The sequence below is a fragment of the Roseburia rectibacter genome (genome assembly GCF_014287515.2).
Classification (GTDB): domain Bacteria; phylum Bacillota; class Clostridia; order Lachnospirales; family Lachnospiraceae; genus Roseburia; species Roseburia rectibacter.
The window spans coordinates 1,364,098-1,377,133 of sequence record NZ_CP092473.1; the positions used below are offsets into that span (position 1 = coordinate 1,364,098).

10 protein-coding genes and 1 other RNA gene are annotated in these 13,036 nt (G+C 42.8%); 9 read left to right on the forward strand and 2 right to left on the reverse strand.

What is annotated here, in order from left to right:
* Window positions 1-10: 10 nt before the first annotated feature.
* The 3 genes from rnr (at window position 11) to ssrA (ending at window position 3,158) form a co-directional block, all read left to right on the forward strand.
* On the forward strand, window positions 11-2,161 hold the full coding sequence (gene rnr, locus H8S51_RS06505) for a ribonuclease R (protein ID WP_186898948.1): 2,151 nt from the start codon (window positions 11-13) through the stop codon (window positions 2,159-2,161).
* Window positions 2,162-2,235: 74 nt separating this feature from the next.
* The gene (gene smpB, locus H8S51_RS06510) at window positions 2,236-2,703 is read left to right on the forward strand and encodes an SsrA-binding protein SmpB (protein ID WP_117921295.1); all 468 of its coding nucleotides are present in this window, start codon (window positions 2,236-2,238) and stop codon (window positions 2,701-2,703) included.
* A 92-nt stretch (window positions 2,704-2,795) separates the two neighbouring features.
* Window positions 2,796-3,158, forward strand: a transfer-messenger RNA (tmRNA) gene (gene ssrA, locus H8S51_RS06515).
* Here ssrA and H8S51_RS18500 read toward each other — a convergent pair.
* On the reverse strand, window positions 3,147-3,281 hold the full coding sequence (locus H8S51_RS18500; RefSeq protein ID WP_408639578.1) for a DUF6774 domain-containing protein: 135 nt from the start codon (window positions 3,279-3,281) through the stop codon (window positions 3,147-3,149). The two genes, ssrA and H8S51_RS18500, sit on opposite strands and share 12 nt — an antisense overlap.
* 72 nt (window positions 3,282-3,353) lie before the next feature.
* Window positions 3,354-4,373 carry a LacI family DNA-binding transcriptional regulator gene (locus H8S51_RS06520; RefSeq protein WP_118210639.1) on the reverse strand — a complete coding sequence of 340 codons (1,020 nt, stop codon included), beginning with the start codon at window positions 4,371-4,373 and terminating at the stop codon, window positions 3,354-3,356.
* 299 nt (window positions 4,374-4,672) lie between these two features.
* Between H8S51_RS06520 and xylB the strand changes: the two genes are divergently transcribed.
* The 6 genes from xylB (at window position 4,673) to H8S51_RS06550 (ending at window position 13,032) form a co-directional block, all read left to right on the forward strand.
* Window positions 4,673-6,142, forward strand: a complete 1,470-nt coding sequence (xylB, locus tag H8S51_RS06525) for a xylulokinase (protein WP_118210638.1) — start codon at window positions 4,673-4,675, stop codon at window positions 6,140-6,142.
* 62 nt (window positions 6,143-6,204) lie between these two features.
* Window positions 6,205-6,825, forward strand: coding sequence for a DUF4867 family protein (locus H8S51_RS06530; protein WP_118210637.1), 621 nt, complete (start codon window positions 6,205-6,207; stop codon window positions 6,823-6,825).
* A gap of 49 nt (window positions 6,826-6,874) precedes the next feature.
* Window positions 6,875-8,359 carry an L-fucose/L-arabinose isomerase family protein gene (locus H8S51_RS06535; protein WP_118210658.1) on the forward strand — a complete coding sequence of 495 codons (1,485 nt, stop codon included), beginning with the start codon at window positions 6,875-6,877 and terminating at the stop codon, window positions 8,357-8,359.
* A gap of 218 nt (window positions 8,360-8,577) precedes the next feature.
* Window positions 8,578-9,918, forward strand: coding sequence for a C40 family peptidase (locus tag H8S51_RS06540; RefSeq protein WP_118210636.1), 1,341 nt, complete (start codon window positions 8,578-8,580; stop codon window positions 9,916-9,918).
* Window positions 9,919-10,229: 311 nt separating this feature from the next.
* The gene (locus H8S51_RS06545; RefSeq protein ID WP_117921290.1) at window positions 10,230-10,457 is read left to right on the forward strand and encodes an HPr family phosphocarrier protein; all 228 of its coding nucleotides are present in this window, start codon (window positions 10,230-10,232) and stop codon (window positions 10,455-10,457) included.
* Between the two features lie 121 nt (window positions 10,458-10,578).
* Window positions 10,579-13,032, forward strand: a complete 2,454-nt coding sequence (locus H8S51_RS06550; RefSeq protein WP_186899072.1) for an ATP-dependent DNA helicase — start codon at window positions 10,579-10,581, stop codon at window positions 13,030-13,032.
* Window positions 13,033-13,036: the final 4 nt, after the last annotated feature.

Sequence of the window (13,036 nt, forward strand, 5' to 3'; positions counted from 1 at the left end):
ACAGGGGTTTATGGAGAAAACAATTTTAGAAGAACGGAAAAAGACAATTTATCAGTTTATCTGTGATGAATTTTATGTACCGATGAAGGCGAAGGAGATGGCAGTCGTTCTATCAGTGCCGAAATCACAGCGCAGTGAACTGCAGGAAGTCTTAGATGCGCTTGTGATGGATGGCAGGATCGAAGTGACTTCCAAGGGCAAATACATCAAATCAGAAGGGAAATATCTGACCGGTACATTTACTGCGCATGCGAGAGGGTTTGGATTTGTCGGTATCGAGGGGGAAGAGGAAGATATCTTTATCCCAGAGTCGCAGGTACACGGTGCATTCCATATGGATACGGTACAGGTGGCGATCACTTCAGAAAATACCGGCAGACGAAGGGAAGGTACGATCACAAAGATCATATCACGTGGTACAACCCGGATCGTATGTACTTATGAAAAGAGTAAGACATTTGGATTTGCGGTGCCGGATAATCCGAAGTTCGGTTCTGATATTTTTATTCCGCAGGAACGTTCCAAGGGAGCTGTCAGCGGGCATAAAGTTGTAGTTGAGATCACGGATTACGGCAAAGAGGGAAGAAAACCGGAAGGAAAAGTGGTTGAGATCATCGGTCATATCAATGATCCTGGAACGGATATCATGTCGATCGTAAAAGCGTATGATCTGCCGGTCGAGTTTTCAGAGAAGATCATGCATCAGGTGGAAAATGTCTCAAATGAAGTCAGTACTGCTGATATGGCGGGACGCATGGATTTCAGGGAATGGCAGACTGTAACAATCGATGGGGAAGATGCGAAGGATCTTGATGATGCGATTACATTGACAAAAGAGGGAGACAACTATAAACTTGGCGTGCATATCGCTGATGTATCAAATTATGTACAGGAGCATAGTGCTCTGGATGTGGAGGCATTATCCCGCGGTACATCTGTTTATTTAGTTGACCGGGTGATCCCGATGCTGCCACATAAGCTGTCAAATGGAATCTGTTCTTTGAATGCAGGGGAAAACCGTCTGACGTTAAGCTGTGTGATGACGATCGATCCGAAAGGAAATGTGATCGACCACACGATCGCAGAGTCTGTGATCAAAGTGGACCGCCGCATGAGTTATACCAGTGTAAAAAAGATTCTCGAAGATCATGACGAAAATGAGATCAGAGAGTATGAGAATTTGGTTCCAATGTTTGAACTGATGCGGGAACTGGCTGCTATTTTGCGTAAAAAACGTATGAAACGCGGATCGATCGATTTTGATTTTCCAGAGACAAAAATCGTGCTTGATGAAAAAGGAAAGCCGATTGAGATCAAGCCTTATGAGAGAAATGTTGCAACAAAGATCATTGAAGATTTTATGCTGATCGCCAATGAGACAGTGGCACAGGATTATTTCTGGCAGGAACTGCCATTTGTATACCGTACACATGATAATCCGGATACCGAGAAAATCAAGAAGTTATCGACATTTATTAATAATTTTGGCTATTCCATCCACATCGGTCAGGATGAAGTACATCCGAAAGAACTGCAAAAACTTCTGCAAAAGATCGATGGTACCCCGGAGGAAGCATTGATCAGCCGTCTGACACTTCGTTCCATGAAACAGGCAAAGTATACCACTATGAGCACGGGGCATTTTGGACTGGCAACTCCATATTACTGTCATTTTACATCCCCGATCCGCAGATATCCGGATCTGCAGATACATCGTATTATCAAGGACAATCTGCGTGGAAGGATGAATGCAAAGAAAATCGAGCATTATGACAAAATTCTTCCGGAAGTTGCAAAACATTCGAGTGAGATGGAACGCCGTGCGGATGAAGCTGAGCGTGAGACAGATAAACTGAAAAAAGTGGAATATATGTCAGAGCGTATCGGTGAGGTGTTCGAAGGTGTGATCTCCGGAGTGACTGAGTGGGGATTTTATGTGGAGCTGCCGAATACGGTGGAAGGACTGGTGCATGTAACAACGCTGGTGGATGACTATTTCCATTATAATGAGAGTACCTACGAACTGGTTGGAGAGGTGACGAATATCCGCTATAAACTTGGACAACGTGTTCATGTTATGGTGACAGGAACTGACAGGATTTTACGCACAATTGATTTTCGTGTGGTACGGCAGGATGAGCGGGAAGCGGGGAAAGAATAAAAATCATCTTGCGTTCCCCCTCATTTCGGGGTATACTATACAAGCTGGGTATTGGATAAGAAAGGAAGGTCATGATGGCAAAGACAGAAAAAAAACTGATCGCAAATAATAAGAAGGCTTACCATGACTTTTTCTTAGAAGAACGTTATGAGGCGGGTATTGAACTGCATGGTACAGAGGTAAAGTCCATGCGTATGGGAAAATGCAGCATCAAAGAAGCGTTTATCCGTATCGAGAATGGTGAGGTCATTATTTATGGCATGCATGTCAGTCCTTATGAAAAGGGGAACATCTTCAACCGTGATCCTCTGCGTCCGAAGAAACTCTTGATGCATAAGGCAGAAATCCGCAAGCTGGTCGGAAAGATTGCAGAAAAGGGTTATACTTTAGTGCCGGTTGAGGTATACTTTAAGGGGAGCCTTGTAAAAGTCGATATTGCGCTTGCAAAAGGTAAGAAACAGTATGATAAACGTCAGGATATTGCCAAGAAGGATATGCGGCGTGAGGCAGAGCGTGATTTCAAAGTAAAGAATCTGTATTAAAGTAATTTATAAAAAAGAATGGATGATGTATTTTTTGTACACAGAAAATAATATTTTGTGTAAGAAAGACTGCATCTGAAATATATATTTATGGGCTTGTAATGGTTTCGACAGGGATCATGAAGCTGGAGAAGCGAGTCGCACGGGATGCGTCAAATTCCAAAATTAAAATTAAACGCTGAAGATAATTTAGCGGTTGCAGCCTAACAGCTGCAACTTGCTGCCCATGATGGCAGCAGTCTGACCTAGAGCACTCACACTTTAGGATTCAGGCTTCGACTATGTGAGAAACGACACAGACAAAGCTTTGAGTCTGTGGGCGTATGATGAAGCTACTAAAACCGGAACTGTGCCTACGCAGGTCTGGCGGAGGGAATGTCAAAACATAGGATACACTCGTAGAAGGACAGGGGATTGGTTTTTGGACACGGGTTCGACTCCCGTCAGGTCCACTCGTAAAGTGCCGTATTTGCGGCACTTTTTTTAATTCGTGTTGCATTTCTTGCAGCGATATTTGCCAGCATGTCACTGAACACAACCAGATCAGCAGCGAGGATAGCAAGATCATCATCCGGCAGTCAGCAAGCTGGCAGGCAATGGTTGAAAGAATCTTTGAATTTTAAAATGAGATAACAAAGTAGCCCTGTGGCTTAAAGATTTTCAGCTATTTTTATACTCAGATCCATATAGATACAACGGTTTTCCGGCAGTTTCCCGGTCAGCAGATAATCCATAAGAAGAGAGAGTGATAAAGCACCCTGTTCGTCCGGCTGCTGGCAGATCGTTGCAGAGATTATGCCGTTTTGTATCATTTCACAGGTTGATGGGACGGCATCAAATGTAATGATTTTAAGAGGACGCTGCAGGGTGGCATTTAAAACCGCACGACATCCGCCGTAAACACCGGCTGCCGTAAAATAGAGTGCGGACAGATCCGGATGGCGGTCTAAAAGATCAGAAACTACCGCATAACTCTGGTAATCATCATCATTGTTCTCTACAACATCCACAATCCGGATATTCGGATGCTTTGCATGGAGATGCGAGGTAAAACCACTGATACGCTCTTCATGGCAGAGTACATTGTGCGAGCCGGTTACGATTCCGACACTTGCATAATCCCCGGAAAAAAGATGTAATAATCCTGCAGCAGTCTGCCCACATTTGTGATAGTCACTGCCGACATATGCGATGCGTTTCGAATCCGGCATATCGGTGTTGATCGTGATGCAGGGGATGCCATTCTCCCAGAGGGCATCTATTTTTTCCTGTATGACAGGGTCATTATAGGGAGAGAGAATCAGTCCGTGAATATCTTCTTTTACCAGATCGTCAATCGTCGCAAGCTGGATCTGCAGATCAAAAGAAATGCGGCGTTCAATTACAGCGCATCCGTAGATAGAAAGCTCTTCGAGTTTTTTGTGGAGACCATCCATGACTTCGTCAAAAAACGGATTTTCAGCGCCAAAAAGCAGGACACCGATCTTTATTTTTTTCTTTTGTGCAGCAAGCGCAATGCCAGCCTTGTTTGGCTGATAGTCTAAGAGTTTTGCGATTTCTAAAACTTTCCGTTCTGTCTCAGCATTGACAATGCCGCGGTGATTTAATACACGATCCACAGTGCCGCGTGAAACACCGGATAGTTCTGCAATTTCTTTCATGGTAGCCATATAAAAACCCCTTTTTCGTTTCAATCAATTCATATAGATAAAGATAACATAAAAACAGACAGGTTGTCAACTTGTGTGCATGTGCACAGAAACGGGTATATAAAAAGAAGCATATATTAAAGTGAAAGGAGCACTGCCGGCATAAAACTATGTATAAAAGTGACTGCATAAGTAAATGTAAACAAAAATGAATTAGAAAAAATGTACAAAAAGTATATTGCAAAATGACCATACAGGATGTATGATAAATAAAACGTGCACGAGCACATAATGATATGATTGATAAAAAGGAGAACGGTATGCTGTACATAGGAATTGATCTTGGAACATCTTCCGTGAAGCTGCTTTTGATGGATGCAGCCGGAAATGTGAAAAATATCGTATCAAGAGAATATCCTCTTTATTTTCCAAATCCCGGTTGGTCAGAACAGAAGCCACAGGACTGGTACAAAGAGACGATGCAGGGGTTAAAAGAACTTTTGGAAGGTTTTCCAAAAGAAGAAGTTGCTGGAATCAGTTTTGGGGGTCAGATGCATGGACTGGTCATTCTTGATGACAAGGATGAGGTGATCCGGCCGGCAATCTTGTGGAACGATGGCAGAACGACAGAGGAATGTGATTATTTAAACAATGAGATAGGAAAAGATACATTGTCAAAGTATACGGCGAATATTTCATTTACCGGTTTTACTGCACCAAAGATTTTGTGGGTAAAAAATAAAGAACCGGAGAATTTTGCAAGGATCAAAAAGATTATGCTGCCGAAAGATTATCTTGCATATAAGCTGACTGGAGAGCACTGTACAGATGTTTCCGATGCATCCGGTATGCTGCTTTTAGATGTAAAGAACCGTTGCTGGTCGAAGGAAATGTGCAAGATCTGTGGTATTACGACAGATATGCTGCCGAAGTTATATGAGAGTTATGAATGTGTTGGAACGATCTTGCCGGAGATTGCAAAAGAGCTTGGTCTATCGGAAAAAGTAAAAGTGGCAGCAGGTGCCGGAGATAATGCGGCTGCTGCAGTTGCGACCGGAACCGTTGGGGATGGCAGATGCAATATTTCACTGGGAACAAGTGGAACAATCTTTATTTCTTCTGCTAAATTTGGTGTAGATAAATACAATGCACTTCATGCATTCTGTGATGCAAACGGTGCTTATCATCTGATGGGATGTATGTTATCTGCTGCATCCTGCAATAAATGGTGGATGGATGAGATCATCGGAACGAAAGATTACAAAAAAGAGCAGGAATCGATCAAAAAGTTAGGTGAGAACCATGTATATTATCTGCCATATCTGATGGGAGAGCGTTCCCCGTACAACAATCCGAATGCGAGAGCTACTTTTATTGGCATGACGATGGATACGACAAGAGCGGATATGACACAGGCAGTGTTAGAGGGTGTTGCGTTTGCACTTCGTGATTCTTTTGAAGTTGCAAAAACACTTGGCATTCCGATCGAGCGTACAAAGATCTGCGGAGGCGGTGCAAAGAGTCCTTTGTGGAAGAAGATCATCGCAAATGTATTGAATATCAAAGTGGATGTGCTTGAGACAGAAGAAGGACCATCCCTTGGAGGGGCAATGCTCGCTGCTGTTGCATGTGGTGAGTACAAAGATGTGGAATCTGCTGCGGCTGCAATCGTAAAGGTCGTTGATACGGTAGAACCGGAGCCGGAGCTTGCTGCAAAATATGAGGCACGTTACCAGCAGTTTAAAAATATTTATCCGGCGTGCAAAGACCTGTTTGACAAGATCATCTGACGGTCAGATATAAAGTGTATAAAACAAATGAAATAGAATGATAAGAAAAGAGGAATAAGGGCATGCAGATTTATGAGGTTACGGATGCGCGTTTCCGAAAATACGGAAAAGTGATCCGGAATATTGATTTTTCAGCATTGACAGAAGCAATGAAAAAGACACCGGTTCCATCTGATGTAGTTTATGAGCCGTCAATCGCAGAATTAGAAGCATTACCGGTGGCAAAGGAAATCGAGAAAGTCTTTTACGGAGAACTTCCGATCCAGATCGGATATTGTAATGGACATAATGAGCTTTTGAATGCAGTGGAATATCACCGCAGCTCAGAGATCAATCTTGCAGCAACCGACGCAGTATTAATATTGGGATCAGAGGCAGATGTGACCGATGATTTTACTTATGAGACTGCAAAGATGGAGGCATTCCGGATTCCGGCAGGAACAGCCGTGGAGGTGTATGCAACCACATTACATTATGCGCCATGTCATGTGGACGATGCAGGATTTCAGGTGGCAGTTATTCTGCCAAAAGGCACCAATTATCCGTTAGATGAGACACATGCTGACGGAGAGGATGCACTTCTTGCAGCTAAGAATAAATGGCTGATCGGTCATGCCGAGGGCGGTCTGCCGGAGGGAAGTCATATCGGACTCATCGGCAAGAACTTAAATGTCAGAGAATAAATTTTTATTTAATAAGTATGTACAGAAAAAGAAAGCGGAGGAAAACAAAATGAATAACATTCCAGAAGTAAAAGTTGGTATCGTGGCAGTCAGCCGTGACTGCTTCCCAGAGTCATTATCGGTAAACAGAAGAGAGGCATTAGTAAAGGCTTACACTGAAAAATACAGTGCAGCAGACATTTATGAGTGCCCGATCTGTATCGTGGAGAGCGAGATCCACATGGTACAGGCATTAGAGGACATTAAGAAAGCAGGATGTAATGCACTCTGCGTATATCTTGGCAACTTCGGACCAGAGATTTCCGAGACACTGCTTGCAAAACATTTCGAGGGACCAAAGATGTTTGTCGCAGCAGCAGAGGAGACACAGGATAACCTGATCCAGGGACGTGGAGATGCATACTGTGGTATGTTAAATGCAAGCTATAACTTAAAATTAAGAAATGTACATGCATACATCCCGGAGTATCCGGTCGGAGATGCTGCAGATTGTGCAGACATGATCCATGATTTTCTGCCGATCGCAAGAACTGTCATCGGATTATCAGAATTAAAGATCATTTCTTTCGGACCAAGACCATTAAACTTCCTTGCATGTAATGCACCGATCCAGCAGTTATATAATCTTGGCGTTGAAATTGAGGAAAATTCCGAACTGGATTTGTTTGAGGCATTTAATAAACATGCAGGAGATGAGCGTATCCCGGCAGTTGTTGCAGATATGGAAAAAGAACTGGGAGCTGGAAATAAAAAACCGGAGATCCTTGCTAAACTTGCACAGTATGAACTGACACTGACTGACTGGGTGGAAGAACACAGAGGTTACCGTAAATATGTTGCTATCGCCGGCAAATGCTGGCCAGCATTCCAGACACAGTTTGGATTTGTACCATGTTATGTAAACAGCCGTCTGACAGGACGTGGAATCCCGGTTTCCTGCGAGGTAGATATCTACGGAACATTGAGTGAGTTTATCGGAACCTGCGTGAGCCAGGATGCTGTTACTTTACTTGACATCAATAACTCTGTACCGAAAGATATGTATGAAGAGTCTATCAAAGGTAAATTTGATTATAAACATACTGACACCTTTATGGGATTCCATTGTGGAAATACATGCTCTAAGAAACTTGCAAGCTGTGAGATGAAATATCAGATGATCATGGCAAGAAGCCTTCCGATCGAGGTAACAAATGGAACCTTAGAGGGAGATATTGCACCTGGTGATATCACATTCTACCGTCTGCAGTCTACTTCCGACAACAAGATCCGTGCATATGTGGCACAGGGAGAGGTACTTCCGGTTGCAACACGTTCTTTTGGTTCCATCGGTGTATTTGCAATCCCTGAGATGGGAAGATTCTACCGTCATGTGCTGATCGAGAAAAATTATCCGCATCACGGTGCTGTTGCATTCGGACATTACGGAAAAGCGCTGTTTGAGGTATTTAAATATCTTGGAGTTCCAATGGAAGATATTAACTATAACCAGCCAGCATCCCTGCCATACCCGACAGAGAATCCATTTGCATAAAATACACATAAATTAATATATTACCTGAAAACCCACGCATTCAAAACGTAACATACCGTTTTGGATGCGTGGGTTTTATTTTTTGAATGGCAGATTGTAGAACCCCGAAACTGGAAATATCTACTTGTAGAATCGCGCGTTATCCTCTGTTACAATGCAGATACATCAAAATGAAACAAAAATGTAATATTTACTTAATAAAAAGTAAATATCTGTAAATGGAGGATTTCTACATAATGAAAAACAGAAACAAGATCGTAGCATTTTTACTGGCAGGAGTGCTTGCAGCGGGGCATGGAAGTGTGGTGTATGCAGATGTGTCATGGGATCTGTGCGCAGTGAATGAAAAACGCATGCGGCTGGAGGTACCGGAAAATGAAAAAAAACATACGGACAGTGCAGAAAATAATGGAAATGCAGACATTGAAGAGCATGAAATACCACAGACCACATCGGAATATGCCGACATCGGTATTGCGTCCGTGTTAAATTATGTGAATTTACGCGCAGAGCCGTCTGTGGAAAGCGAGGCACTCGGAAAACTTTATAATAACAGTGCAGCGACGGTGTTAGAGACGGTGACGGATGAGGCAGGAGAGGAATGGTATCTGGTCAGCTCCGGTTCGGTGGAAAATGCCTATGTGAAGGCGGAATATGTAAAAGTTGGAGATGAGGATCTGGCGCGAGGCGTCAGCACGCGCTATGCGACGGTAACAACAACGACGTTGTTTGTGCGCACCGAGCCGGGAACAGAGTCATCTGTGCTTACCATGCTGCCGGAGGGTGAGGACGTGGTCGTCTATGATGCGTTGGATGAGTACGGATGGTACCGTGTGTCGACGGAGGAAGGATTGGGATACGTTTCGGGAGAGTATGTGACGATCCGGACAGAATTTCGTGTGGCAGAGTCGAAGGAGGAAGAAAAAGAGAGATTAGAGCGCGAGGAAGCGGAGCGCCAGGCGGCAGCGGCTGCGGCGGAAGCGGCAAGGAAGGCGCGTGCGGAGGAAGAAAGAAAGGCAGCAGAGGCAGCAAGAAAGGCACAGCAGGAAGCGGTAAAAACAGCAGCACAGCAGCAAAGTTCAGAAAAAACACAGCAGCAGTCACAAAATGCGCAACATGCGCAAAAAAACGATGATACTGCACAGGGAAGCAGTGATCAGGGAAAAAATAACAGTCAGTCAGGCGGTAATACAGCTACAAAGCCACAAAAAGTTTCCAATGGACAGGCGGTTGTTAATTATGCGGCACAGTTTGTAGGTAACCCATATGTCTACGGTGGCAGTAGTCTGACGAACGGAGCAGACTGTTCCGGGTTTGTGATGAGCGTATATGCAGCATTTGGAATCAGTCTTCCACATTCTTCAAGTGCACTGCGCAGTGTCGGATACGGTGTCAGCCTGGATGCGATACAGCCGGGGGATATTGTATGTTACAGCGGACATGTGGGAATTTATGCCGGAAATAACACATTGCTTCATGCAAGTTCTCCAAGTTCGGGAATCAAATACACGTCGCCTGTCAATTATCGTGAAATTTTGTCGATAAGAAGGATCTTTTAAGATATTGGAAAAATCTGGGTGCGCAACCGATTGAAAGATTGTGAAGAATTCTAAAACAAAGGTGAAAAATAAGGCACATTCATGTATTTTTGCACAAGTATAAATATACATTTTGCGACAGAAAACAAAAGCTATGTTAATATTTTGTCAAACGGGAGAAAAATAAAATCCATTATTGTCATTATGCTTAGAAACTAAAAATAAAAAAATAGTTTCCTAAAATTGACAAATGAAAAAAAATGTGCAATAATCAGCAAGCTGATAAGAAAAAACAATGTTTTTGGTTTTCGATGTAGGAAGGAATGAGTCGAATGGTTGAAAGAAAAATCAAATTATCTGACACGGAGGAAGTAAAGGATTTTGTAAAGGCTGCCGGAAAATGCGATTTTGAAATTGATGTATGTTACAGCAGAGCAGTAATTGATGCAAAATCTTTGCTTGGAATGCTTTATCTGGGTGTGTGCAAAGAGCTTACCATCAAATATGGCGGTAGAGATGCCCGCTTTGAGCAGGTCGTAGGAAAATACGCAATAGCTTAAAGCAGAGGTCATGCCCATCAGGTATTGATGTATAACAGAAGATAAAGGGATAGATGAAAAGACTGATTACATATATCTGGAAAGGTATGTGGAATCAGTCTTTTTGTGCTATAATCCATATATGAGTACAAAGATTGAAAAGAATGAAAAAGGTGTCATAAAAATATCAGTTCGTGATCTGGTGGAATTTATTCTGCGGGAGGGGGACATTGATAATCGTCATGGACGGGGCGCTTCAGCAGAGGCGATGCTTGCAGGGGGAAGAATCCACAGGAAGATTCAAAAACGCAAGGGCAGTAATTATCATGCCGAGGTTCCACTTAAAATTGCAATAGAGGAAGACAAATATCAGCTTGTGATCGAGGGACGTGCGGATGGAATTTTAATTGAGAGTGCAACGGAGGAAATTACATTTGCAGACAATTTTAACCATAGGACGATGCCGATAGACTGCAAAGTCACGATTGATGAGATCAAGGGCATGTATATGAAACTTGATCTTTTAGAGGATGCGATCGGTGTGCACCGTGCGCAGGCAATGTGTTATGCTTATATCTATGCATTGCAGCACGATCTGTCTGCTATTTCAGTGCAGATGACGTATTGCAATTTAGATACGGAAGATATCCGGTATTTTCATTATGATTATACATTTGAGGAGCTTGCAGACTGGTTTGAGAAGCTGATAGATGAATACAAAAAATGGGCTGATTTTCAGTTTGCATGGAAAAAGCTGCGTCAGGCATCTATTAAACCACTGCAGTTTCCATTTCCTTACAGGGATGGGCAGAGGGAGCTGGTGGCTGGTGTATATCGTACGATAAAAAGAAAAAAGAATCTTTTTATCCAGGCACCGACCGGAGCCGGAAAGACGATATCAACGGTGTTTCCTGCAGTCAAGGCAGTGGGCGAGGATCTGGCAGATAAGATATTTTATCTGACGGCAAAAACAATCACGGGAACAGTAGCGAGAGAAGCGTTTGAACTTCTGCGCAAAAACGGATATCAGGCAAAGGTGCTTACGATCACGGCAAAGGAAAAACTGTGCCTGTGTGAAGAAATGGAGTGCAATCCCATTAACTGTCCTTATGCAAAAGGACATTATGACAGAGTAAATGATGCAGTTTTTTCTCTGCTGCAAAAAGAAGACGTGATCACGAGAGAAGTGATATTAGAGCAGGCAAAAGAATACAATGTCTGTCCGTTTGAAATGTGTCTTGATACGGCAACCTGGGTAGATGACATTATTTGTGATTATAATTATGTATTTGATCCCAATGTTTATTTAAAACGTTTTTTTGCAGATGGAACAACAGGGGATTATATTTTTCTGGTGGATGAGGCTCATAATCTGGTTGAGCGCAGCAGGGAAATGTACAGTGCCATTATATATAAGGAAGATTTTCTTTCGGCAAAAAAGATTTTAAAGAAATATGGTCAGGCAAAACTGGTACGGGAACTTGAAAAGTGTAACCGTGTATTACTGGCATATAAACGCGAATGTGAAAAATACATGATCTATGAATCAATTGGAAATCTTGCATTTGACTTCATGAATGTGGCATCAGATCTTGACGAATTTCTGCAGAAATCGTCGGAGTTTCCGGAACGGAAAGATCTGAGTGAGTTTTATTTAAATCTGCGTAACTTTTTGAATATTTATGAGTTATTGGATGACCATTATGTCATATATGCGGAACATGAGCAGGATGGGCGTTTTAAACTAAAATTATATTGTGTGGACCCATCCAAAAATCTTCAGGAGCGGATCAATAAGGGAAATGCGACGATTTTCTTTTCTGCGACACTGCTCCCGGTGGGATATTATAAGAGTCTGCTTTCGACAGAAACGGATAATTATGCAGTTTATGCGAAGACGGCATTCCGGGAAGAACAGAAACTGCTGTTGCTTGGAAATGATGTGAGCAGTAAGTATACAAGGCGGAGTGTAGCAGAGTTTGAACGGATCGCATCCTATATAAAGAGGACAGTCGATGCCAAAAAAGGAAATTACATGGTGTTTTTCCCTTCCTATAAAATGATGGAGCAGGTTTATGATATTTTCCAGGATGAAAATCAGGCAGATCCATCTTGTGAGATCGAAACATTGATCCAGCAGCCCGGAATGAAGGAAGAAGAGAGAGAATCTTTTTTGCAGGCTTTTTCAGAAGAAGTATCTGAAAAACGGAATGGATCGTTAGCTGCATTTTGCGTAATGGGAGGTATTTTCGGTGAGGGGATCGATCTGAAAAATGAACAGTTGATCGGTGCAATCGTTGTCGGTACAGGACTTCCACAGATCAGCAATGAGAGAGAAATCCTGATGGGATATTTTGAAAAAAGACTTGGCGCCGGTTTTGATTATGCTTATCGTTATCCTGGGATGAACAAGGTGCTTCAGGCAGCAGGAAGAGTGATAAGGACAGTGGAAGATGTCGGAGTCATTGAACTTTTAGATGAACGCTTTTTGCAGAGTGAGTATCGTGCACTGTTCCCAAGAGAATGGGAACAGCAGACAATATGCAGGGTAGATACAGTCGAACAGTATTTAAAAAAATTCTGGAACCGTTCCTAAATGG

Coding starts and splice junctions, on each gene's coding strand:
- H8S51_RS06540 (WP_118210636.1), top strand. CDS start 8,578: ATGGAGGATTTCTACATAATGAAAAACAGAAACAAGATCGTAGCATTT.
- H8S51_RS06535 (WP_118210658.1), top strand. CDS start 6,875: ATGAATAACATTCCAGAAGTAAAAGTTGGTATCGTGGCAGTCAGCCGT.
- H8S51_RS06550 (WP_186899072.1), top strand. CDS start 10,579: ATGAGTACAAAGATTGAAAAGAATGAAAAAGGTGTCATAAAAATATCA.
- H8S51_RS06520 (WP_118210639.1), bottom strand. CDS start 4,373: ATGGCTACCATGAAAGAAATTGCAGAACTATCCGGTGTTTCACGCGGC.
- smpB (WP_117921295.1), top strand. CDS start 2,236: ATGGCAAAGACAGAAAAAAAACTGATCGCAAATAATAAGAAGGCTTAC.
- rnr (WP_186898948.1), top strand. CDS start 11: ATGGAGAAAACAATTTTAGAAGAACGGAAAAAGACAATTTATCAGTTT.
- H8S51_RS06545 (WP_117921290.1), top strand. CDS start 10,230: ATGGTTGAAAGAAAAATCAAATTATCTGACACGGAGGAAGTAAAGGAT.
- xylB (WP_118210638.1), top strand. CDS start 4,673: ATGCTGTACATAGGAATTGATCTTGGAACATCTTCCGTGAAGCTGCTT.
- H8S51_RS06530 (WP_118210637.1), top strand. CDS start 6,205: ATGCAGATTTATGAGGTTACGGATGCGCGTTTCCGAAAATACGGAAAA.